At 73.2% G+C, this 21,194-nt stretch carries 19 protein-coding genes; 13 read left to right on the top strand and 6 right to left on the bottom strand.

Annotated features, from left to right (window positions below; genetic code table 11):
- Window positions 1-214: 214 nt before the first annotated feature.
- The 9 genes from ABD841_RS20205 (at window position 215) to ABD841_RS20165 (ending at window position 9,791) form a co-directional block, all read left to right on the top strand.
- Window positions 215-1,219, top strand: coding sequence for an ABC transporter substrate-binding protein (locus ABD841_RS20205; protein WP_344973846.1), 1,005 nt, complete (start codon window positions 215-217; stop codon window positions 1,217-1,219).
- Complete coding sequence (locus tag ABD841_RS20200) at window positions 1,216-2,142, top strand: ABC transporter permease (protein WP_344973844.1); 927 nt, start codon at window positions 1,216-1,218, stop codon at window positions 2,140-2,142. The genes ABD841_RS20205 and ABD841_RS20200 overlap by 4 nt, the downstream gene beginning before the upstream one ends.
- Window positions 2,139-2,837: an ABC transporter ATP-binding protein gene (locus ABD841_RS20195; RefSeq protein WP_344973842.1), complete on the top strand. Its 699-nt coding sequence runs from the start codon at window positions 2,139-2,141 to the stop codon at window positions 2,835-2,837. The genes ABD841_RS20200 and ABD841_RS20195 overlap by 4 nt, the downstream gene beginning before the upstream one ends.
- Before the next feature lie 150 nt (window positions 2,838-2,987).
- Window positions 2,988-4,184 carry an ABC transporter substrate-binding protein gene (locus tag ABD841_RS20190; protein WP_344973840.1) on the top strand — a complete coding sequence of 399 codons (1,197 nt, stop codon included), beginning with the start codon at window positions 2,988-2,990 and terminating at the stop codon, window positions 4,182-4,184.
- Window positions 4,184-5,170 carry an LLM class flavin-dependent oxidoreductase gene (locus ABD841_RS20185; protein WP_344973838.1) on the top strand — a complete coding sequence of 329 codons (987 nt, stop codon included), beginning with the start codon at window positions 4,184-4,186 and terminating at the stop codon, window positions 5,168-5,170. Before ABD841_RS20190 ends, ABD841_RS20185 begins: the two co-directional genes overlap by 1 nt.
- Window positions 5,160-6,311, top strand: coding sequence for an LLM class flavin-dependent oxidoreductase (locus ABD841_RS20180; RefSeq protein ID WP_344973835.1), 1,152 nt, complete (start codon window positions 5,160-5,162; stop codon window positions 6,309-6,311). The genes ABD841_RS20185 and ABD841_RS20180 overlap by 11 nt, the downstream gene beginning before the upstream one ends.
- A complete protein-coding gene (locus ABD841_RS20175) occupies window positions 6,308-7,210 on the top strand; it encodes an aliphatic sulfonate ABC transporter substrate-binding protein (RefSeq protein WP_344973832.1) in 903 nt (300 codons plus the stop codon). Before ABD841_RS20180 ends, ABD841_RS20175 begins: the two co-directional genes overlap by 4 nt.
- Before the next feature lie 263 nt (window positions 7,211-7,473).
- Window positions 7,474-8,019 (top strand): hypothetical protein, encoded by a 546-nt coding sequence (locus ABD841_RS20170; protein WP_344973829.1) that lies wholly within the window; start codon window positions 7,474-7,476, stop codon window positions 8,017-8,019.
- A 281-nt stretch (window positions 8,020-8,300) separates the two neighbouring features.
- Window positions 8,301-9,791, top strand: a complete 1,491-nt coding sequence (locus ABD841_RS20165; RefSeq protein WP_344973827.1) for a PepSY-associated TM helix domain-containing protein — start codon at window positions 8,301-8,303, stop codon at window positions 9,789-9,791.
- 88 nt (window positions 9,792-9,879) lie between these two features.
- Here the strand turns inward: ABD841_RS20165 and ABD841_RS20160 are convergent, their stop codons facing one another.
- The 3 genes from ABD841_RS20160 to secA2 all read right to left on the bottom strand — a co-directional run bounded on the left by ABD841_RS20160 (window position 9,880) and on the right by secA2 (window position 14,169).
- The gene (locus ABD841_RS20160; RefSeq protein WP_344973825.1) at window positions 9,880-10,641 is read right to left on the bottom strand and encodes a hypothetical protein; all 762 of its coding nucleotides are present in this window, start codon (window positions 10,639-10,641) and stop codon (window positions 9,880-9,882) included.
- Window positions 10,642-10,747: 106 nt separating this feature from the next.
- Window positions 10,748-11,551, bottom strand: coding sequence for a helix-turn-helix domain-containing protein (locus tag ABD841_RS20155; protein ID WP_344973822.1), 804 nt, complete (start codon window positions 11,549-11,551; stop codon window positions 10,748-10,750).
- Between the two features lie 416 nt (window positions 11,552-11,967).
- Window positions 11,968-14,169 (bottom strand): accessory Sec system translocase SecA2, encoded by a 2,202-nt coding sequence (secA2, locus tag ABD841_RS20150; RefSeq protein ID WP_344973916.1) that lies wholly within the window; start codon window positions 14,167-14,169, stop codon window positions 11,968-11,970.
- Window positions 14,170-14,605: 436 nt separating this feature from the next.
- Between secA2 and ABD841_RS20145 the strand changes: the two genes are divergently transcribed.
- Window positions 14,606-15,397: a class II aldolase/adducin family protein gene (locus tag ABD841_RS20145; RefSeq protein WP_344973821.1), complete on the top strand. Its 792-nt coding sequence runs from the start codon at window positions 14,606-14,608 to the stop codon at window positions 15,395-15,397.
- 176 nt (window positions 15,398-15,573) lie between these two features.
- Here the strand turns inward: ABD841_RS20145 and ABD841_RS20140 are convergent, their stop codons facing one another.
- Window positions 15,574-16,476, bottom strand: a complete 903-nt coding sequence (locus ABD841_RS20140) for an EamA family transporter (protein ID WP_344973819.1) — start codon at window positions 16,474-16,476, stop codon at window positions 15,574-15,576.
- Between the two features lie 250 nt (window positions 16,477-16,726).
- Here ABD841_RS20140 and ABD841_RS20135 point away from each other — a divergent pair, with 250 nt between their 5' ends.
- On the top strand, window positions 16,727-17,089 hold the full coding sequence (locus ABD841_RS20135) for a VOC family protein (RefSeq protein WP_344973817.1): 363 nt from the start codon (window positions 16,727-16,729) through the stop codon (window positions 17,087-17,089).
- Window positions 17,090-17,365: 276 nt separating this feature from the next.
- Window positions 17,366-18,232 carry a DMT family transporter gene (locus ABD841_RS20130; RefSeq protein ID WP_344973815.1) on the top strand — a complete coding sequence of 289 codons (867 nt, stop codon included), beginning with the start codon at window positions 17,366-17,368 and terminating at the stop codon, window positions 18,230-18,232.
- Between the two features lie 29 nt (window positions 18,233-18,261).
- On the opposite strand, the gene ABD841_RS20125 is transcribed toward ABD841_RS20130, so the two are convergent.
- A complete protein-coding gene (locus ABD841_RS20125) occupies window positions 18,262-19,635 on the bottom strand; it encodes an FAD-dependent monooxygenase (protein WP_344973813.1) in 1,374 nt (457 codons plus the stop codon).
- A 73-nt stretch (window positions 19,636-19,708) separates the two neighbouring features.
- Between ABD841_RS20125 and ABD841_RS20120 the strand changes: the two genes are divergently transcribed.
- The gene (locus ABD841_RS20120) at window positions 19,709-20,326 is read left to right on the top strand and encodes a TetR/AcrR family transcriptional regulator (RefSeq protein WP_344973810.1); all 618 of its coding nucleotides are present in this window, start codon (window positions 19,709-19,711) and stop codon (window positions 20,324-20,326) included.
- On the opposite strand, the gene ABD841_RS20115 is transcribed toward ABD841_RS20120, so the two are convergent.
- The gene (locus tag ABD841_RS20115) at window positions 20,307-20,894 is read right to left on the bottom strand and encodes a GNAT family N-acetyltransferase (RefSeq protein ID WP_344973807.1); all 588 of its coding nucleotides are present in this window, start codon (window positions 20,892-20,894) and stop codon (window positions 20,307-20,309) included. The genes ABD841_RS20120 and ABD841_RS20115 overlap by 20 nt on opposite strands.
- Between the last annotated feature and the right edge of the window lie 300 nt (window positions 20,895-21,194).

The following is a 21,194-nucleotide window of genomic DNA, read 5'->3' as shown; positions in this document are numbered from 1 at the left end:
CTCCTGCGTCGCCCTTCCCCGGCGTCGCCCCTCTCCGATCCCCTCCTTCCTTCCCGGATTCCTCTTCCGCGTCTCGCCGCGTGACCGCGTGCGCCGCCGACGTCGCCGGCGCCGCCCCGCCGCGTGCGCGTTTCCCCACCTTCTCAAGCTTCAAAGGGGCCGATTCACCATGTGGACATCTCGTCAACGGAGTCGACGGACGCGCGCCGCGGTCGTGGCCGCGGCGCTCTCGCTGGCCGCGCTCACCGCCGCGTGCGGGGGCACCGAGACCGGGAAGGCCGTGGCGGCGGCGGGGAGCGGGGACGGCGGGGCCGTGCTCAAGCTCAAGGACCCGGGAAACGCGGGGCCGCTGGCGGTGGCGAAGAAGGAGGGAATCCTGGAGAAGCGCCTGGCCGAGGTCGGGGCCAAGGTCGAGTGGGGCGGGACGTACGCCTCGTTCACCGCCACGATCGACGCGGTCCGCTCCGGGTCGGTGAACGTGCTGGAGGGCGCCATCTCGCCCGTCCTCGGCTACCTGGCCAACGGCAAGGACATCAAGATCTTCTCCTTCACCGACCGGGTGACCGACCCGGCGGCCCCCGAGACCGACGGCCTCGTCGTCAGGCCCGACAGCCCGATCAAGAGCGTCAAGGACCTCGCCGGCAAGCAGGTCGCGGTGAACAAGGGCGGGCGGGGCGAGTACCTGCTGCTGCTCGCGCTCCAGGAGGCCGGCGTCCCCGCGGACCAGGTCAAGCGGGTCTACCTCAACCCCGACCAGGGCGCCGCGGCCTTCGCCACCGGCAAGGTCGACGCCTGGTGGGCGATCGTCAGGGCGTACCCGGAGGCGGTGGCCAAGGGGGCGAGGGTCATCGTCAACGGCCGTGACCTGAAGGACCAGGACCTGACGATGCAGGCCGCCCGGACCGAACTGCTGGACAGGCACCCCGAGGTGGTCCGCGTCTACCTGGAGGTCCTGCAGGAGCTCACCGCCGAGGCGAGGAAGAATCCCGAGAAGTTCCAGAACGTCTTCCTCACCCAGGGCCCCACGGCCGTCTCCGGGCCGAGACTGGCCGAGGAGATCGCCAAGGCGAGGTACGCCAACGTGCCACGCCCGGCCACCGCCGCCGACGGGACGTTCGTGACCGACGTGGCGGGCGTCTTCCAGAAGTACGGCGTGCTGCCCGCCTCGGTGAAGGTGGACCCGCGTGACGTCATCTTCGAGCTGAAGCCCGCGTCATGACGATGGAGAAGGTCGCAGAAGCCGTGCCGCGACCCCCTGCCACGCCGGAGACCCCGCACCCCTCCACCGCGACGCCGCCGGTGCCGGCACCGGCGGCCGAGATGCCGGCGCCGCCCGGGGCACTGGAGACGCCCCGCTACCTGGGGGCCCGGCGCCGCCGCCCGGCCGTCTCCGCGGCCGTCCGGATCCTGGTCCCGCTGCTCCTGCTCGTTTCGTGGTGGTACGGCACGAGCAGCGGGGCCATCCCCCCCGACGTGCTCGCCGGGCCCGGCGCGGTGGCCGGGGCCCTCGGCGAGCTGGTCGCCACCGGGCAGCTCGGCGACTACCTGCTGGCGTCGGCGCACCGGGCCGGGCTCGGGGTGCTGGCCGGTGGCGGGATCGGGCTGCTGCTCGGGGTGGTGGCCGGGCTCTCGGCTCTCGGCGAGGAGCTCATCGACCCGACCATGCAGATGAAGCGGGCCGTGCCGTTCCTGGCGCTGGTGCCGCTGTTCATCTCCTGGTTCGGGGTGGAGGAGACGTTCAAGGTCGTGCTGATCGCGGTCGCCGCCGCCGGCCCGATGTACGCGTACTCCTACCTCGGCGTCCGCGGCGTGGACCGCAAGACGGTCGAGGCGGCCCGGGGGTTCGGGCTCGGCGGCGTGCGGCTGGCCGTCGGGGTGATCATCCCGACGGCGCTGCCGAACATCCTGATGGCGCTGCGCATCTGCCTGTCGGTCTCGCTCACCGGCCTGATCGCCGCCGAGCAGATCGGTGCCACCGAGGGCATCGGCTATCTCGTCACCCTCGCCCAGCAGTACTACCGCAGCGACTACATGGTCCTGTGCATCCTGATCTACGCGGTGCTCGGGCTGGTGATCGACCTGCTGATCCGGGGCGTGGAGCGGCTGGCCATGCCGTGGCGCGGACAGGTGGCCGCCCGATGAGCGCGGTGCGGATCAAGGGGCTGCGCAAGGCGTTCGGGGCCAAGACCGTACTGGACGGGATCGACCTGGAGATCGGGCGCGGGGAGTTCTTCGTCCTGCTCGGGCCGAGCGGCACCGGCAAGACGACCCTGCTGCGGATCCTCGCCGGCCTCGAACTGCCCGACGCGGGCACCGTCCTCGCCCCGCCGCGCCGTACCACCGTCTACCAGGAGCCGCGCCTGGTCCAGGCACGCAGGGTGCTCGCCAACGTCACCCTCGGGCTGCCCCGGAGCTCCAGGCCCGCGGGTCTCGCCGCGCTGGCCGAGGTCGGGCTGGAGGGGTACGACAGGGCGTGGCCGGCCACGCTCTCCGGCGGCGAGGCGCAGCGGGTCGCCCTGGCCAGGGCGCTCGTCCGCGACCCCGAGCTGCTCCTGCTCGACGAGCCGTTCGCCGCGCTCGACGCGCTGACCCGGCTGCAGATGCAGGAACTGGTCGCCGAACTGTGCGCGCGGCACCGCCCCGCCGTCGTGCTCGTCACGCACGACGTGGACGAGGCCGTGCGGCTGGCCGACCGGATCGCGGTGCTGCGGGAGGGCTCCTTCGCCGTCGAGCAGCGGATCGACCTCCCGCACCCGCGTGACCGCGGCGATCCCGCCTTCATCGCCCACCGGCGCCTGTTCCTGTCACACCTCGGCGTCGCCGCCGGGGCCCACTGAACAGCACCGGCGAGCACCGAACAGCGCCGGCGAGCACCGAACAGCGCCGGCGAGCGCCGAACAGCACCGGCGAGCGCCGAAGAACCCCACAAGCAGTGAAAAGCAGTGAGAAGCACTGGCGAACACCGAAGAGCACTGACGAGGAGTCACGTGTCGTCCACCGTTGAGAAGATCTGGTTCACCCGCTGCCCGGTGCCCACCGCCAGCGGCCTGGCCTACAACCTGGGCTGGCTGGACGAGGAGTTCGGCGAGGTCGGGGTCCTCCAGGACGCCGGCCCCGAACTGGCCGAGCACCATTTCGACCACCGGCTGCTGGGACTGTTCCGCGAGGGCGGAAACGTTCCCGCGCTGGTCGCGCGCTCGGAGGGCGCGCGGACCCGGCTGATCGGGCTCACCTGGATCGAGGAGTGGCAGTCGATCCTGGTCCGCCCGGAGTCGGGCGTCACCGGCGCGGCCGGGCTGCGCGGCGCGCGGGTCGCCCTGCCGCGCTGGGCGGGGACGCGGGCCAGGAGCTTCCCCCGGGCGATGGCCCTGCACGGGATCAAGGGGGCGCTCTCGCAGGCCGGGCTCACCGTCGACGACGTGACCTTCGTCGAGGTGGACCAGCCCGAGCCCGGCGTCGGGCGGGACGCGACCGGCCGGGCGCACACCTGGCCGGGGCTCAGGGAGCTCGCGGACGGCGCGGTCGACGCGGTCTACGTCAAGGGGGCCCGCTCCGCCGAGCAGGCCCGGGAGATCGGCGCCGTCGTCGCGGTCGACCTGGACGCGCACCCCGACCGCCGTACCCGGGTCAACAACGGCACCCCACGGCCGATCACCGTGCACGAGGACCTGCTCACCGAGCACCCGGACCTCGTGGTCGCCTTCCTCACCCGGACGCTGCGCGCCGCAGACTGGGCGGCGGGCAACCTGGAGGCCGTCCGCGGCATCCTGGCCGCGGAGACCCGTTCCGGAGCGGAGGGGGTCACCGCCGCCTACCGGGGAGACTTCCACCGGAACCTCCACCCCGACCTGTCCCGGGAGCGGCTGGACCTGCTCCGGGTCCAGAAGGACTTCCTGCTGCTCCACGGCTTCCTCGCGGCGGACGTCGACGTGGAGGCGTGGGCGGCGTACGAGCCGCTCGCGACGGCACGCGCCAGGCTCGCCGCGGAGGCCGAGGGCGGGGCCGCGCCGGGCCGCGAGGGGGAAACCGCCCAGGGCCCCGGCGCCGGGCCGGCCAGGGAGCCGGAACCGCTGACCGGAGAGGGACGCGCGGAGCACGAGGCCGCGGCGGGCCGCGAGGGCGGGGCCGTCCGGGAGCGGGCCGCCGGAGAGCCGGCCCTGGCGTCCGGGAAGGCGGCGCGCTGATGGCCAGGTTCGTGATCACGCTGCCTGCCGGCGGAGACGGCGGGCGCGGCCCCCGGCCGGACTTCCCGGGGTTCGTCACCGACCTCCGGCGGGCGTTCGGGCCGTTCGACCACCTCGCCCAGGCTGGCCGGGCCGCGGAGATCGCGGGGTTCGGCGGGGCGTTCGCCCCGTTCGACCCGGAGGGGGAGGAGTCGCTGGTCGTCGCGGCGGGACTGCTGCGGCAGAGCCGCTGGCTGCGGCTGGTGGCCGGGTTCCACCCCGGTATCGCCACGCCCGTCTACGCGGCCAAGGTCTCCGCCTCCCTGCAGCGCTTCTCCGCCGACCGCCTCGACTGGTGGCTCGACGTCGACCTCGACCCGGCCGTGGCCCGCGCGCAGGGCGACTTCCTGGAGGGACCGGACCGGTACGCGCGGGCCGAGGAGTTCCTCACCGTCGCCAAGGGCGTGTGGTCCGAGGAGGGCTACACGTACGAGGGACGGTTCTACCAGGTCCTCGCGGGCGGTTTCGCGTCGCCGCTCACCGGGCGGCGGTTCCCGGCGGTCCACCTGTCGGGCACCTCGCCGGAGGCGTACGCGCTCTCGGCCCGCCACGCCGACGTGCACGTCTTCGACCCCGACGACGACATCGAGGCGGCGCCGCTGCCCGGGGTCGCGTACGGGCTGCGGCTGCCCGTCCTGGCCCGGGACGACGAGAACGAGGCGTGGGCGGCGGCCCGCCACCTGTGGACGGCGGGCGGGGAAACGGCCGGGACGCTGCCGGACCCCGACCCGCGGACCCGCCTGTGGCGGGGGTTCCCCTCACCGGGGCGGGCGCACGGGCCCGGACTGGTCGGGTCGTTCGAGACCGTCGCCGCCGGGATCCGCGACTACATCGACCGGGGTGTCGGCGTCTTCTTCCTGGAGGCGGCGCCGTACATCGAGGAGACCTACCGCCTGGGCGAGCGGCTGCTGCCGCTGCTGGCGAAGGAGAAGGCTCATGTCCGTTGACATCTACTGGCGGATCGGGACGCACGGTGACCAGCCCTCGCTCCGGCGCAGGGTGGCCAGCCGCGGGGAGTGGGCGCCGGTGGCGCCCGGCAGCCTGGCGCCCGGCATCCGGGACGGGGAGCGGGACGGCTACAGCTACGTCGAGCACATGGGCGACGTCGCCCGCGCCTCGGAGATCTCCGGGTTCGTCGGCGGGCTGCTCCCGTCGTTCCCCAACACCGACGACCCGTGGGCGGCCGCCGCGACCCTGGCCAGGGAGACGACCACCTACCGCTTCATGATCGCCTTCCAGCCGGGGTTCCTCCACCCGGTGCAGGCCGCCCGCATGTCGGCGAGCCTGCAGCGGGCCACCGGGGGGCGCGTCGTCTACAACATCATCTCCGGGGGCGGCGGGCCCGACCAGCTCTGGTGGGGCGACCGGGTCGACCACGACGACCGCTACGCGCGCACCTCGGAGTTCCTCGACGTGCTCAAGGGCGTCTGGCACGGCGGGCCGTTCGACTTCGACGGCCGCTTCTACCGGGTCGAGGGGGCCGGGCTGCCCCCGGCGCTGGCCGGGCAGCCGTTCCCCGAGATCTACTTCTCCGGCTCGTCCAGGGCCGCGATCGAGGCGGCCGGCCGGCACGCCGACTACTACCTGTCGTGGCTGGAGCCCTTCCACGCGCTGGCCGAGAAGTTCGACCAGGTCCGGGCGGTCGGCGGCCGCGACCCCAAGTTCGCCGTCAGGATCGACGTGCTCGCCCGGGAGACCGAGGAGGAGGCCTGGGACGAGATCCGCCGCGGCTGGGACAACATCGACCCGTCCGTCCTCCGCGACGCCACCGGCGACTCCATCGGCTGGCAGCGCAGCCGGTCGTTCGTCACCGGGGCGATCACCGGTCACCGGGACCTGGAGGTCACCCCCAACGTCTGGGGCGGCTTCCACCTGCTGCGCGGCGGGCCCGCGTTCGGCCTGGTCGGCAGCTACGAGCAGGTCGCGGAGCGGCTCGACGAGCTCATCGGCCTCGGCGTCGGCGCCTTCATCCTCGCGGGCGTCCCGCACCTGGAGGAGGCCTACCGCGTCGGCGAGCGGGTGCTCCCGCTGCTGCGCGGCCACGACCTCCGCATCGAATCCCCTCTTCTGGAAGGAACCCTCTCATGAGCGTCCGTGTCGGCTACTTTCCCAGCAACAACTCCCTGTGGGTGCTGCGCCACCGGGGCATCCTGGAGCGTGCGATCCCCGACGTCGAGTGGGTGGACCTGCGCTCGCTGCCGTCCGGGGCGAAGCCCGCGCCGACCGAGGGGCTGCCCTCGCTCCACGGCGACCACCTCTTCGACGGCGGGTACGACTTCATCGGCACCGGCTCCACGCCGCCGGTGACCGCCCAGGGCAAGGGGCACGACATCGTCTACGTCGCGATCTCCGGCTCCCGGCACGAGAACGGCAGGCTGGTCGTGCGCGACGACTCGCCGATCACCTCCCTTGAGGAGCTGAAGGGGAAGAAGGTCGCGCTCGGGCACGGCTCGTGGCAGACCACGCTGCTGCTGTTCGCCCTCGACAGGGTGGGCCTGAGCTGGAAGGACATCGAGCCGGTCGACGCCGGGGTGGACGCCTCCGAGCTGTTCCTCGGCGGCGAGGTCGACGCCTGGGTCGGCTCGTACCCGGCGCTCAGCAAGGTCGAGGAGCGCACGCGGGTCCGCGAGCTGGTCGCCACCGACGGGCTGTTCAGCCACCGCTCGCTCTGGTTCACCCGCCGCGACTTCGCCGAGAAGCAGCCGGAGCAGCTGGCCGCGATCGTCGCCGCGCTGCAGGAGTCCGACGCCTGGATCCAGGAGAACCACCGCGCCGCGGCCGAGCTGTTCGCGGCCGACGACGGCGGTGACGTCGACCACTGGGAGAACGCCCTGCGCAAGCGTCCCTTCGGGCTCCACCCGGTCACCGAGGAGTTCGTCGCCGAGCAGCAGCGCGCCGCCGACCTCTTCCACGCCAACGGCCTCATCGACCGTAGGATCACCGTCGCCGACGCGGTCGACCCGGAGATCGCCAAGCTCGTCAAGTAGATCAGGGGAACGGACAGGGGCGGGGATCGATCCCCGCCCCTGTCCGTCGTTACGGGTGACGGGCCCGCACCGTTACGGGTGACGGGCCCGCACCGTTACCGGTGATGGGCCCGCACGCCGTCAGGAGCGGTTCCGGATCGCCGGCCCACTGGACGAGGCGGGTGCTCAACCGGTCTTCGGCGGGAGCTTGACCGGTACTTATACGCACTCCCGGAACAGATCAAGGGGCTGGCAGATCCATCGATTTCTGTCACCATTTCCCCATGCATGTCCTTCGCCTTCTCCGCGCCGCCGTGTTCGCGGTCGCGTGTGTGACGGCTTCGTTGGCCATGCACGTGCTGGCCGGGGGCTCCCCGGTGGAGCCGGAAACCCTGAGCTGGGCGATCCCGCCCGTGGCGGCGGGGGCCTTCCTCCTCGCTCGCCGCAGATGCGGGTTCGGCGTGCTGATGGGCGCGAGTTTCGCCGCGCAGTACGGTCTGCACCTGTGGTTCTCCGCAGGTGCGGTGCCGCCGCCGCTCCAGGGGCACCAGCACGCGGGCGGCCTGTCCGCCGGCCTGTTCATGCTGCTGGTGCACGTCGGGATGGCGCTGCTGTCGGCGTACTGGCTGGAGCGCGGGGAGTCGGGCCTGGCCCTGCTCCTCTGGTTGCTCGTCGCCTCGTTCCTGACCGTGCTGCTGTGGCGGCTCCCCGCCTCGGCCCGCCGGGCCGCCGTCCCCGCCCGCCGCCACGACCGCGTCCCGCTCGTCACCCGGCTCCTCGCCGCCGCCGTCTCCCGGCGTGGTCCGCCGGTCCCGTTCTCCGTCAGCTGAGTTCACCCGATCGGGCCGCCGCGCCCGCGTCTCCGCCTGCTCGTTTCCGGCCGGCCGGGGACCGGCGCACGCGCCACGTTCCCCGGGTGCCGCCGCCACCGGCGGCGCGTACGCCCGGCCCACGTGACCGCCCGTGCCGGCATGCCCGCTGCCCGCCCTGCCCGTACCGGGACGGGGCGGATCGGCGCCGTCCCGTCCGCGTGGCGGCCCGCCTCCGAACCCCCTGTCGTGGTGACGCGTACCCGTCGGTGTGCGCGTTCCCCGTGAACGGAGAGCCACCCATGACGTCCGACGTCGGCGTCCGGCCCGAGACCGGACCCGCCACGCCCGCCGCCCCCTCGACCTGGGCGACGCTGCGCGCGCTCCTGCTCCGCCTGCACTTCTACGCCGGGATCCTCGTCGCCCCCTTCCTGCTGGTGGCGGCGGTGACCGGCCTGCTGTACGCGGCCTCCTTCCAGTTGGAGAAGGTCGTCCACGCCCACGAGCTGACCGTCCCCGTCCCGGCCGGGCAGGAGCGGTTGCCACTGGCGCGGCAGGTCACCGCCGCGACCGCCGCGCACCCCGGGGGAACGGTCGGCGCCGTGCGGCCCGCCGCCGAACCCGGCCAGACGACCCGGGTGCTGCTCGACGTGCCCGGCCTGGCGGAGAGCACCCGGCTCGCGGTCTTCGTCGACCCCTACACCGGCGAGGTCCGGGGCGTCCTGGAGAGCTACGGCAGCTCCGGCGCCCTGCCCGTGCGGACGTGGATCTCCCAGTTCCACCGGCACCTGCACCTGGGCGAGCCGGGACGCCTCTACAGCGAACTGGCCGCAAGCTGGCTCTGGGCGGTCGCACTGGGCGGAGTCGTGCTCTGGACGACCCGCAGGCGCCGGGCGGGCCGGCGGCTGCGCCGCATCGTCGCACCCGAGCGCCGCGCCCGCGGCCTGCGCGGAACCCTTTCCCGGCACGGCTCGGTCGGCCTGTGGGCGCTGGTCGGCCTGCTCTTCCTCTCGGCCACCGGCCTGACCTGGTCGAAGTACGCCGGAGCGAACGTGGACGTGCTCCAGTCGGCACTCGACTGGTCCACCCCGTCGATCTCCTCGGCCGCGAGCGACCACGGCGCCCACGGAGCCGGGGGCCACGAGCGCCACGGCGCCGCCCACCCCGCCGACGCCGATCAGGTCGTCCGGGCGGCGGCCGGCAAGGGGCTGTCCGGGCCCCTGGAGATCGTCTGGCCGGCCGAACCCGGGGCCTTGTATATCGTCAAGGAGATGGACCGCCTCTGGCCGCAGCGCAACGACCAGGTGGCGGTCGACCCCGTGAGCGGTCAGGTCACCGCCGAGCTGCGCTTCGACGACTACCCCCTCGCCGCCAAGCTGACCCGCTGGGGCATCGACGGGCACATGGGCCTGCTGTTCGGCCTGCCCAACCAGGTCCTCCTGGCCGCCCTGGCCACCGGGCTGATCTGCCTCATCGTGTGGGGCTACCGCATGTGGTGGCTGCGCCGCCCGACCCGGGGCTTCGGCACCCCGTACGGGCGCGGCAACCTGCGGCGCCTGCCGCTCGCCGCGGTCCTGCCCCTGGCCGCGGCGGTGGTCGCGCTGGGCGTCTTCCTCCCGCTCCTCGGCGTCTCGCTGGCCGCGTTCCTCGTGCTCGACGTCGTCCTGGCGAGGGTCGCGGCGTCCCGGGCGAAGAGGCCCGGCGCCGCCGAGGTCGGAGCCGCCGAGCCAGAAGCCGGCGTTCCCGACGCCGGCGGATCCCGGGCCCGGGACGGTGTCGACGTGTCCGGCTGATACCGGCAGAGCCGGCGGGGTGTGGCATGGGGAGCGTGCCGCACCCCGCCTCGGGTGCACGGGCGTACGGGCGCGCTGTCGTGCCCGTTCAGGACTTCGGCGACGGACGTCCGGCCACCAGGTTCTGGATCTCGTCCAGGAACCGCTCGATCGGCTGGTGGATCTTCCGCTCCCGCCACTCCGCCCTGCGCAGCCTCCACGAGCCCGGCCTGTAGCGGCGGCGTGCCCACGGGGAGCCGGGGCGGGCCAGCCGGACCGCGCCGACCAGCGCCAGCGGGGTGAGGTAGATCCCGATCAGGCCGGTCCAGATCTTCCCCTTGCCCAGGGCGATCACCGACAGCGCCAGGTTGACGCCGACCACCAGCGCGATCTGCCCGGTGGACAGCAGATCCTCGTCGGGCCCCGGGTTGAGGACATCGCCGAGCTCCAGCGGGCTCGCGCCCAGCAACGCCAGCCCGCACATCGCGGCGGCCACGAAGACGGCGTCCACCGACAGACGGCCCTGCTCCTTCCAGTAGACGTCGTCGAGCAGGACCACCAGCGCGAACTCGTCCAGCACGAGTGCGGTCCCGGCGCCGAAGAGCCCGGCGAGCAACCCGGCGGCGGCGGAGGTGCCGTTCTGCACGGCCAGCCCGCTGACGCCGCCCACGCACATGAAGACCACGCCGAACACGACGTGGTGGATGTGCACTCCGCCGGACGTGACGTTTCCCGGCCACCACTTCACCTCGGCGCGGATCAGGCGGACGCTGACCCGGATGAAGACGAACGTGCCGATGAAGAAGACGAAGAAGCAGAACAGGCGGAGCTTGCCCGTCGCCACGATCTCCGTCGCGAACCATTCCCCCATCCGTGCTCCCGTGTCCCGCGATCGCAAAAAGGGGGATTTGGGCAGATTATCACCGCGCCTGGTCCTGGCGGGTGTCCCGGCGGAGGCCTGCCGGGCGGGCGCGGTGTCAGTCGGGGTGGTGCTGGTGCTGCAGGTAGGCGGCGGTCTCCGGGTTGGCCGGGAAGTAGGCCTCGATGGCCAGCTCGGCCACGGTGATGTCCAGCGGGGTGCCGAAGGTGGCCATCGTGCTGAAGAAGGCGAGTTCCCGGTAGCCGCGGCGGATCCGGAGCGGTACGACGATGTCGCCCGGCCCCGGGCGCTCGATCTCGGGCTCGGGCTGGTCGCAGGGGTAGCCCTCCAGCTCGTGCCAGAGCGAGGCCAGGTCGGGGTCGGCGGTCAGGCTCATCTGGCGGCGGAGCCGGTGCAGCAGGTGGGCCCGCCACTCGCCCAGGTTGATGATCCGCTGCGCCATGCCCTTGGGGTGCAGGCTGAGCCGGAGCACGTTGACCGGTGGCTCCAGGAGCTCCGGGGCGACCCCGCGCAGGAGCAGGCCGGTGGCGGAGTTGCGGTCGACGAGGTTCCAGCGCTGGTCGACGACCACCGCCGGGTACGGCTCGTGCCCGCTCAGCACCTGCCCCAGCGCCTCCCGCACGGACGCCATGTGCGGGGAGCTGAGCGGTGTCTCCGAGTACAGCGGCGCGAAGCCGCCGGAGAGAAGCAGGTGGTTGCGCTCGCGGAGGGGGAGGTCCAGCTCCTCGGCGAGATGCAGGATCATCTCCCTGCTCGGCTTCGACCTGCCGGTCTCCACGAAGCTCAGATGCCGGGTGGAGATGTCGGCCTGGATCGCGAGATCCATCTGACTCATCCGCCGGCGTTCCCGCCACTGGCGCAGGAGCTCGCCGACCGGTCGGGGTGCGCTGGTGGTGGTCACGCGTACCACGATAACCGCCGCCCCTTGGCGAAACCATTACCTACTATGTAACGAATGTCGTGATGTCTGCCCTGAAATCAAGATGGCGTACATGCGACGGCGAAAGACCTCACCCCCTTGCATCTTCGGGCTCTTCCGTCCGTTCACGGCGGAAAGTCCCAGGGAGACGGTGCCGGCCCTGGCCGCGTTCCGGAGCCGCGAGTCCGCGAGTCCGCGACGCCGCTCACGGGCCGGCCCCGGCGCCGCGCGTCGCCGGGATGACGTACGGCGGATCACCCGCCTGGTGTGACGGCCCCGGTCACCACCCGGTCACCGGGGCCGTCACCCGCCTGGTGTGACGGCCCCGGTCACCGGGGCCGGCGGGCCGTCCACGCGCGCTCCCGGTCAGCGCGTCCCCGGACCGGTGCGGGGTCCGGTCAGCGGCGGCGGAGTTTGGTGGTCAGGCGGTTGAGGATGCGGTCCCATTCGGTGCCGAAGGGGTTGTCCTGGACGAGGTACGTCCAGGTGGCGGTGGGGCGCTTGAGGCCCGCGCCCTCGAGGTCGAGGCCGTCGGCGGTGACCGCGGCGGTCCGGAAGGTCTCGACCGAGCGCGACTCGATCTCGGCGAGCAGCCGCTCGTAGGCGGGGACGGCGTCCTTGTGGAACTCGTCGATCGGGTTGAGCCGGCCGAGGGCGCGCAGGTGGATGCCCTCCCTCAACTCGGCCAGGTAGGCCAGGTGCTCGGCCCAGCAGCGGTCGAGGTGGAACAGGACGATCTGGCGGGCGGCCTCGCGCAGCGCCTCCTCGCCGAGGTCGTCCACCAGCTCCGCCCACCGCTCGGGCACCGCCGCGGCGAGGGCGTCACCGGCCACCCGGTCGCGCAGGACCCGGTCGCGGCGTTCCAGGACCAGGCCGCGCTGGCGCTCCAGCAGGCGGGTGTAGCGCCAGGTGTTGCGGTGGATCTCCATGTTGACGCCCTCGGCGACCCGCTGGGCGTGGCCCACCAGGGACCGTTCGGGCACGCCCTTGGCGTACTCGTCGGCGACGTAGTGGGCGATCAGCTCGTCCTCGCCGCTGACGAAGAAGACCGAGCCGCCGGGGTCGCCCTGCCGGCCGGCGCGCCCGCGGAGCTGGTCGTCCAGGCGGCTGCTGGTGTGCCGCCCGGAGCCGATGACGTAGAGCCCGCCGAGCTCTTCGACGCCCTCGCCGAGGCGGATGTCGGTGCCGCGCCCGGCCATCTGGGTGGAGACCGTGAGCGCGCCGCGCTCGCCGGCCCGGGAGATGATCTCCGCTTCCTCGGCGTCGTTCTTGGCGTTGAGCACCACGCACTCGAGCCCCCGGCCGCTCAGGGTGAGCGCCAGGCGCTCGGACTCGGCCACGTCGAGGGTGCCGATCAGGATCGGCCGCCCGGTGGCGTGCACCTCGACGATCTCCTCGACCAGCGCGAGGTCCTTCTCCATCCGGTACTCGAACAGCCGGTCCGGCTCGTCGACGCGCACGCACGGCCGGTTGGGCGGGATCACGGCCACCTTGAGGCCGTAGAACTCCCGCAGCTGGTCGCCGACCGCGACCGCCGTGCCGGTCATGCCGCACTTCTCGGGGTAGCGGGTGATCAGCCCCTGGACGGTGATCGAGTCGAGGATCTCGCCGGTCTCCGACGCCGGCAGCGCCTCCTTGGCCTCCACCGCCGCCTGCAGGCCGTCCGGCCAGCGCTGCAGCAGCGCCACCCGGCCCCGCGACGGGTTGATCAGGTGCACCCTGCCGTCGCGGACGATGTAGTCGACGTCCTTGGCCAGCAGAGCGTGCGCGTGCAGGGCGAGGTTGACCTCGGTCAGCGTCTCCGCGCTGTCGTAGAGGGTGACGTCGAGCGCCTGCTCGACGGTGTCGATGCCCTTGGCGGTCAGGTGGACGTTGCGCGCCTGGTCGTCGATCTCGTAGTGGTACCCCTTGACCAGCTGCCGGACCAGCGCCGCCATCTCCGGCACCGCGTCACCCGGGTCGGACGCCCCGGCCAGCACCAGCGGCACCCGGGCCTCGTCGACCAGCACCGAGTCGGCCTCGTCGACCAGCGCCACGCTCGGTGCGGGCACGACGAGATCGGCCACGTCGGTGGCGAGCCGGTCGCGCAGCACGTCGAAGCCGATCTCGCTGACCGAGCCGTACGTCACGTCCTTGGCGTAGGCCGCCCGGCGCTCCTCGGGCGTGGAGGTCTGGCCGATCCAGCCGACCGACACGCCGAGCGCCTCGTACAGCGGGCCCATCCACTCGGCGTCGCGCCGGGCCAGGTAGTCGTTGACCGAGATCACGTGGACGCGCTTGCCCTGCAGGGCGTACCCGGCGGCGGCCATCGCCCCGGACAGGGTCTTGCCCTCGCCGGTGGCCATCTCCGCGACGTTGCCCGACAGCATCGCCAGCGTGCCGGCCAGCTGCACGTCGTACGGGCGCAGACCCAGCGCGCGGTGGGCCGCCTCCCGGGCGATCGCGCAGAACTCGGCCAGGTCGTCGGTCGAGGGCGTGGGCAACTCGTCGAGCGCGCGGATCCGCTCCTCCCGGGCCCCGGCCTCCGCCACGGTCCGGTTGAACGCCGACAGGTCGAGGGAGCCAGGACGTTCGAGGAACCGCCTGATGCGTTGAGTTATCGAGCCCACGTTCCCTCCAACGCCCGTCCCCGGGCTCCCGTTCCACCTCTGCGCACATTGTGGTCCAAAGATCGGCGACGTACAGGACCGGACGCGTGCGGGATGTCGCGGGGCGGGGCTGCCGCGGCGGGTGCGGTGCCGCCGGGTGCGGGGGCGGGGTGGCCGCGGCGGGCGCGGTGCCGTGGGGCGGGCGGTGGGGCGGGCGGTGCCGCCGGGTGCCGGGCGGGGACCGTCGTGGGGCGTGGGGGTGTCTCCGGGACGGCGGGCGGCTCCGCGGCCCCGCGCGGGCCCCGGAGGGGATGTACCGCCGGGTCGCCACCGATTATCGTGTTACCGGACAGTAGGTAGATCTTAATTCCGGCAAGTGGGGCGTGGAGGTCGGCCGGGTGCCGGACGGGGCCCGCCGCGCACCCACGACGACTGTCTTGGAGGCACGATGAGCTTGTCCGACCTGCAGCCGGTCCCCGCGGACCAGCTCACCTTCCGGCTGCCGCAGAAGTTCGAGACCGTGGAGCAGGAGCGCCGCCACCGTCGGGAACGCCTGACCGCCGCCCTGCGGCTGTTCGGCAGGTTCGGCTTCGAGGAGGGCGTGGCCGGCCACATCACCGTCCGCGACCCCGAGCACACCGACCACTTCTGGGTGAACCCGTTCGGGATGTCCTTCAAGCACATCAAGGTGAGCGACCTGATCCTCGTCAACCACGACGGTCAGGTGGTGGAGGGGCGCCACCACGTCAACCAGGCCGCGTTCGCGATCCACTCGATGGTCCACCAGGCCAGGCCGGACGTGGTCGCCGCCGCGCACAGCCACTCGGTGTACGGCAAGGCCCTGTCGTCGCTCGGTACCCTCCTGGAGCCGCTCACCCAGGACGCCTGCGCGTTCTACGAGGACCACGCCCTGTTCGACGACTACACCGGCGTGGTCGTGGAGACCGAGGAGGGCCGCCGCATCGCCCAGGCCCTCGGCTCCCACAAGGCCGTCATCCTGCGCAACCACGGCCTGCTCACCGTCGGCGACAGCGTCGACGCCGCCGCCTGGTGGTTCATCACGATGGAGCGCTCGTGCCAGGCCCAGCTCCTGGCCAAGGCCGCCGGTCCGACCGTCCCCATCAGCCACGAGAACGCCAAGCTCACCCACGGCCAGATCGGCAACGACCTGGTCGGCTGGATCAACTTCCAGCCCCTCCACGACCAGATCGTCGCCGCCGAGCCCGACCTGTTCGACTGAGGGCGGGCGCGCACCCGTGCCCGCGTCCGGCGCGGCGGGCCGGTGCTCGCTTCCGGCGCGGCGGGTCGCGCCGTGTCCGGTACGGCGCCCGCACCCGCGCCCGCCCGCTCAGGGCCGCGTCCGCCGGTCCGGGCGCGGGCGCGCCGGGCGGGCCCGCGTCCCGCCGCTCCGCCGGTTCACGCCCCGGCTGTCATCCGCCCCCGCTCCTTCAGCGCGAGCAGAACGACCGCGCCGAGCAGCAGGACCGCGCCGGCGACGGCCGACGGGGTCAGCCGCTCGCCGAGCAGGAACACCCCGATGGCCGCCGCGCCGACCGGCTCCACGAGGGCGATCACCGAGGCCGTCGTGGCGCGTACCGCGGTGAGGCCCGCGAAGAAGATCCCGTAGGCCAGGGCCGTCGGGACCGTGCCCAGGTAGACGATGATCGCGTAGGACGTGAGCAGGTCACCGGCGGGCAGCAGCCCCTGAGCCAGCGCGACCGGCAGCAGGCAGATCCCGCCGACGGCGAAGGCGCCCATGGCGGTGCCGTACGGTTCGCCGGTGGAGGCCCGGTTGAGCAGGGTCACGCCCGCGTAGGTCGCCGCCGAGAGCAGCGCCCAGCCGATGCCGGCCGCCGAGAAGGCCGCCGGCCCGTCGCCGAGGGTCAGCATCGTCAGGCCGGTCAGGGCGACCGCCACCGCGCCCAGCCCGGCCGCGCCCGGTTGCTCGCCCAGCAGCAGCCGCGCTCCGGCGGTCACCAGGACGGGCGCGGCGCCTATGGTGACCACGGTCGCCACGGCCAGCCCCGACGCGGAGACCGACGCGAAGTAGGCCGCCTGGGAGACGGCCATCGCCACGCCCGTGGCCGCGGTCCGTCCGGTGACCGGACCCGCGGTGAACGGTCGCGCCCGGCCCCGGCCGAGCAGGCGGGCGGTGAGCAGGAGCGCGGCCGCCCCGATGGCGAACCGCCAGAAGCAGGCGGCGACGGGCCCGAGCCCGCCCGCCCGGTGGAGCAGCGCCGCGGCGGCGCCGCCGGTGCCCCAGGCGGTCGCCGCGATCGATACGTACAGCAGGCCCCGCCGCACGGAGACATGCGTCATGAATTCTCTCCAGCTGAGTGGTGTCGTCAGGCCGCACGTATGCGGGCAGCGACCACCCACCGGGCCGCTCGGACCCGGTCGTCAGGAGAGGGAGCCGCCCGCTAGCGGGCGGGCGGCGGAGAAACGATCATGATGCGAGGCACGACACCAGCCTAGTCGGCAGCCTCTCGCGGCGGCCAGCGCTTATCCGGGCGCCATGCGTCCGGCAATCATGACGGCACCTGACAGGTATGGGCGGGACGATCGTGCCATGACCATGACCGCGAAACTCATCGCCGTGAACATCGACTGTGCCGAGCCCCGCCGGCTGGCCGAGTTCTACGCGGCCGTCTTCGGCTACGAGGTCCAGTACGCCGAGGACACCTACGCCGGCATCGGCGACGGCACGACGAGCATCTACTTCCAGCAGAACCTCGACCGCAAGCCCGCCGACTGGCCCGGCCCGGACAAGCAGTTCCACCTCGACGTCCGCGTCCCCGACGTCGACGAGGCCGTCCGGGACTACCTGGAACTCGGGGCCACCAAGCCCGCCTTCCAGCCCGGCGAGGGCAACTGGGTGGTGCTCGCCGACCCGGAGGGCCACCTGTTCTGCGTCTGCCCGACCCGGGACTGACTCCGGCTCCGGCCTCGGCTCCAGGTTCGGCTCCGGCTTCGGCCCCGACCTCCGCGGAGCCGCACCTCACCGCCTCCCGCCGCCTCCGACCCGCCGGGACGGCGGGAGGCGGCCCCGGCGGCCGGGCGGAGGTCCGCCGTACGTCGGCGGAGGTCCGCCATGCGTCCGTCCCGTGGACGGGCGCACGTCCCTACCCGTCTGCCGGGCGCTCTAAGCTTGCGGAATGACCCGAGAATCGCTTTTCACCGGACGACCTATCCTCCCGGGTAGGTGGTGATGACCTGGATCGGTGTCTCGATCGCTCTGGTCGGCGCGCTGGGTTACGCGCTGGGGGCCGCGCTCCAGCAGTTTGAAGCGGTCTCCGAGGGCGCCTCGCTCAAGCTGATGCGGCGGCCCCGCTGGTGGCTGGGCGGCGTCATCGGGTTCACCGGTGCCTCCCTGCACGCCGTCGCCCTCAGCTTCGCGCCCCTGGTCGCGATCCAGCCCATCAGCGTGCTGACCCTGGTGTTCGCCGTGCCGCTGGCGGCGCTGCTGCACGGCAGGCGCCCGCACCGGGGCGAGTTCTTCGGGTCGATCGCGGTCGCCGCCGGGCTGCTCGGCCTGCTCCTGCTGGTGCCGATGCACTCGGTGACCCCGCACATGACGAATCCGGAGGCGTTCGGCTTCATCGGGACCGTCGGGCTGGTCGTGCTGCTGGCCCACCTGGCCGGACGGAAGGCGACCGGCGTGCCCAAGGTGCTGCTGCTGTCGGTCGCCGCCGGGGCGGTGACGGCCAGCGTGTCCACCTTCGTCCGGGTGGTGGGCGGCAACTTCAAGGGCGACTTCGCCAACCTGCTCACCTGGTTCTCGCTCGCCATCCCGATCCTGCTCATCTGGGCGGTCGTGCTGCTCCAGAAGTCGTACGAGGTGGGTTACTTCGGGATCGCCTACGCCGCGGTCCAGGTGGTCGACCCGATCACCTCGATCCTCGCCGGGGCGCTCCTGCTCGACGAGGCGATGCCGAGCGGCTGGTCGAACGTGATCCCCGCCCTCTTCGCCGCCGCCGTGCTGATCTGGGGGACGATCACCCTGGCCCGCCTCGCTCCCGACAAGGGCGTCTCCGCCGAGATGCGGGAGCAGGCGAAGACCCCCGTCGCGCCGTAGCCGTCGCGCCGGGCGCGGAGGCGGCCAGGTCACGTCGACCGGTGCGTCCGGCCGGGGGGTTCCTCCCGCTCGTCCAGGGGTGTCCAGCCGCGGATGGCCCCCTCTACGACGTCCGGGGGCGTCCAGCCGAGGACCTCGTCCATGGCGGCGGTCATCCGAGCCGAGGCGAGCCGCCAGCCGAGGGTCACCAGCGTGTCGCGCAGCCTCACGGTCAGCGGGTCGCGCAACCGGGTGGCCCGGCAGACCGCGGCGGACCTGGCCACGATCCGGGAGGTCCGTTCCAGGCGGGCGGCGGTGTAGGCGGCCAGCCCGGCCGGTACGGTGTCGTCGGGGTGCGCGGGGAACCTGCCGGTCGGTGCGGACACGACCATCGTGGTCGTGTGGGCCAGCACCACCGCGTCCTCGACGGCCTGGCAGGCGCCCTGCCCCAGGTTGGGGGTCATCGCGTGCGCGGCGTCGCCCAGCAGGGCGACCTTGCCCCGGTGCATCGCGGGCAGCGGGGTCGCGAGGTGGTAGACGTCGTTGCGCAGCACGTTCTCCGGCGCGACGGCGGCGAGCAGCGCCGGGATCGGGTCATGCCAGTCGCCGAACCGCCGCAGCAGCTCGGCCCGCTGGTCGCCGCCCCGGTCGCCGCCCGCAGGGACGGTGTCGGTGGCGTAACAGTAGGCCAGGTCCCCGGCCAGTGGCATGACCCCGAAGATTTTCCCGCGGCCCCAGCTCTCGTACGTCTGGCCGGGGACGCCACCGCCGGGGATGAGCATCCGCCAGCTGGTGATCCCGGCGTAGCGCGGGCCGGGGTGGTGGGGGAACAGCGCGGCCCGGGTGGGGGAGTGGATGCCGTCGGCGGCCACCACCAGGTGCGCCTTCACCGTCCCTTCCGTCCCTTCCGTGCCGGCCCCCGCCGCGTCGTCCCCGGTGGCGGGACCGCCGGCGCCGTCGGCGCCGCTGGTCTCTCCGGCGCCTCCCTCGTTTCCTGAGGGTTCCCGGCGCGTGAAGGCCACCCGGCCGGTCTCCGGGTCGACGCCCGTGACCGTGGTGTCCAGCCGGAGCGTCCCGGGGGCGAGGCGGGAGGAGAGCGCGTCGACCAGATCCGCGCGGCGCAGCAGCACCACGGAGTCGCCGTACCGGGCGGAGGCGGCCTCCTCGGTGGTCCGCACCAGCCACCCGCCGCCGGACCGCCGGATGCCGCCCTCGCCGCGGATCGCCGAGAGAGCGCGGATCTCGTCGCCGATCCCGATCGTGTCGAGCGCCTTGAGCGCGTTGGCGGCGACCGCGAGGCCGGAGCCGACCGGCTCCAGGGACGCCGCCCTCTCGAACAGAGTCACCTCCCAGCCCCACCGTTGCAGGGCCACCGCCGCCGTCAGGCCGCCGATGCCCGCCCCGATCACCACTGCCCGGAACATGGCCACTCCCTCACTACATGTGTAGTGCGATGCTATCGCGCCCGCATTCCAACTACAAATGTAGTATTGAGGGGTGAAGTCCCAACGTGCCGAACTCGTCGCCGACACCGCCATCGGCCTGCTGGTGGAGCGCGGGATGCGCGGCCTGACCCACCGGGCGGTGGACGAGGCGGCGGGCCTGCCGCCCGGCTCGACGTCCAACCTGGCCCGCACCCGATCCGCGCTGCTGGAGCTGGCGCTCGCGCGGCTGACCCAGCTGGAGGCGGCCGTGTTCCAGCCGGTTCTCAGCGCTGCCGAGCCGGGCGATCTGGATGCCCTCGCCGAGATGACCGCCCAGGCGCTCTGGGCGCAGCTGACCGTGGGCCGCGGCAGCACGATCGCCCGTTACGAACTGGCCCTGGAGGCCACCCGACGTCCCGAGCTGCGCCGGATCTACGACCGGCTGGGTGAGCGCTTCCGCGAGCCGGCGGTCGCGATCCTCTCCGCCGCCGGCTCGTCCGACCCGGTCCGGCACGCCCGGCAGGTCTTCGCCTTCAGCGAGGGCGTGATGTTCGACGCCGTCGTCGGCGCCGGCGCCGAGCCGACCCTCGACGACCTCCGCCTCGGCGTCAGGGAGTTCCTGCGCGGCATGCTGGGAGGGGAGGACCTGCGAGGCGGGCCCGGTGGTGTGTTCAGCGGGGAAGGCCCGTGAGGCGGGCCCGGTGGGCGGGCCACTCGTCGTCCAGGATGCTGAAGTAGGCGGTGTCGCGCCAGGTGCCGTCCCGGCGGCGGCGCTGGCGGCGCAGGACGCCCTCGGCGACGCCGCCGATCCGCCGGATCGCGGCCTGCGAGCGGGTGTTGAGGATGTCGGTCTTGAGCACGACCCGGTTCACGCCGAGCTTGTCGAAGGCGTGGTCGATCAGCAGGACCTTGCACTCGGTGTTCACGGCCGAGCGCCACACGGCCCTGCCGTACCAGGTCCAGCCGATCTCGATGCTCTCGGCGTAACCGGGCGTGTCGACGTAGCAGGTCCAGCCGGTCGCGCGGCCCGTCTCCTTGAGGACCACCGCGTGCGGCACGTGATCCGGGTCGTCGATCAGGCCCTTCGTGAGCACCGCCAGCTCGTCCTCGGTGCGCGGGGCCGGGGCGGGCAGCCAGCGCCACACCTCCTCGTCGCCGCCCCCGGCCAGGAACAGGTCGGGGACGTGGTCGAGGCTCAGCGGCTCCAGGCGGACGACGTCGCCGGTGAGGACGACGGGGGCGGGCATGCTCGCGGTCATGCCGGTGACGTTACGGCCCCGGGTGGACCCGCCTGAAGGGCCACTCGGGAGGGCTTTCCGGAGACCACTCTGCGGTCGGACCGAGTGAGCCGCCGTTTCCGCGCCGACTCCGCGATCGGCTCCGCGAGACGTTTCTCCCTCGTCCCCGGCTTCTCGGCGCTCGTCACCCGGTGCGCGGCGGTCTTCCGGCGGCCGTACGGGCCGGTCCTGCCCGGTGGTGTGACGCCTTTCCGGTCGGGACGGGCCTTCTTCGCCGTGGCGAAACAGGTGGGATCGGGGAGATCGGACGGGAAGGCATGT

This window comes from Streptosporangium fragile (assembly GCF_039534445.1).
GTDB lineage: Bacteria > Actinomycetota > Actinomycetes > Streptosporangiales > Streptosporangiaceae > Streptosporangium > Streptosporangium fragile.
The sequence above is the reverse complement of the archived record's forward strand: the minus strand, read 5'-3'. Positions and strand labels throughout refer to the sequence as shown.

What these genes read in the sequence shown, in the direction of transcription:
- ABD841_RS20160 (WP_344973825.1), bottom strand. Translation starts at nt 10,641, where the DNA reads ATGGGGGAATGGTTCGCGACGGAGATCGTGGCGACGGGCAAGCTCCGC.
- ABD841_RS20175 (WP_344973832.1), top strand. Translation starts at nt 6,308, where the DNA reads ATGAGCGTCCGTGTCGGCTACTTTCCCAGCAACAACTCCCTGTGGGTG.
- ABD841_RS20170 (WP_344973829.1), top strand. Translation starts at nt 7,474, where the DNA reads ATGCATGTCCTTCGCCTTCTCCGCGCCGCCGTGTTCGCGGTCGCGTGT.
- ABD841_RS20115 (WP_344973807.1), bottom strand. Translation starts at nt 20,894, where the DNA reads ATGACCGCGAGCATGCCCGCCCCCGTCGTCCTCACCGGCGACGTCGTC.
- ABD841_RS20135 (WP_344973817.1), top strand. Translation starts at nt 16,727, where the DNA reads ATGACCATGACCGCGAAACTCATCGCCGTGAACATCGACTGTGCCGAG.
- ABD841_RS20185 (WP_344973838.1), top strand. Translation starts at nt 4,184, where the DNA reads ATGGCCAGGTTCGTGATCACGCTGCCTGCCGGCGGAGACGGCGGGCGC.
- ABD841_RS20140 (WP_344973819.1), bottom strand. Translation starts at nt 16,476, where the DNA reads ATGACGCATGTCTCCGTGCGGCGGGGCCTGCTGTACGTATCGATCGCG.
- ABD841_RS20145 (WP_344973821.1), top strand. Translation starts at nt 14,606, where the DNA reads ATGAGCTTGTCCGACCTGCAGCCGGTCCCCGCGGACCAGCTCACCTTC.
- ABD841_RS20195 (WP_344973842.1), top strand. Translation starts at nt 2,139, where the DNA reads ATGAGCGCGGTGCGGATCAAGGGGCTGCGCAAGGCGTTCGGGGCCAAG.
- ABD841_RS20125 (WP_344973813.1), bottom strand. Translation starts at nt 19,635, where the DNA reads ATGTTCCGGGCAGTGGTGATCGGGGCGGGCATCGGCGGCCTGACGGCG.
- ABD841_RS20180 (WP_344973835.1), top strand. Translation starts at nt 5,160, where the DNA reads ATGTCCGTTGACATCTACTGGCGGATCGGGACGCACGGTGACCAGCCC.
- ABD841_RS20200 (WP_344973844.1), top strand. Translation starts at nt 1,216, where the DNA reads ATGACGATGGAGAAGGTCGCAGAAGCCGTGCCGCGACCCCCTGCCACG.
- ABD841_RS20165 (WP_344973827.1), top strand. Translation starts at nt 8,301, where the DNA reads ATGACGTCCGACGTCGGCGTCCGGCCCGAGACCGGACCCGCCACGCCC.
- ABD841_RS20130 (WP_344973815.1), top strand. Translation starts at nt 17,366, where the DNA reads ATGACCTGGATCGGTGTCTCGATCGCTCTGGTCGGCGCGCTGGGTTAC.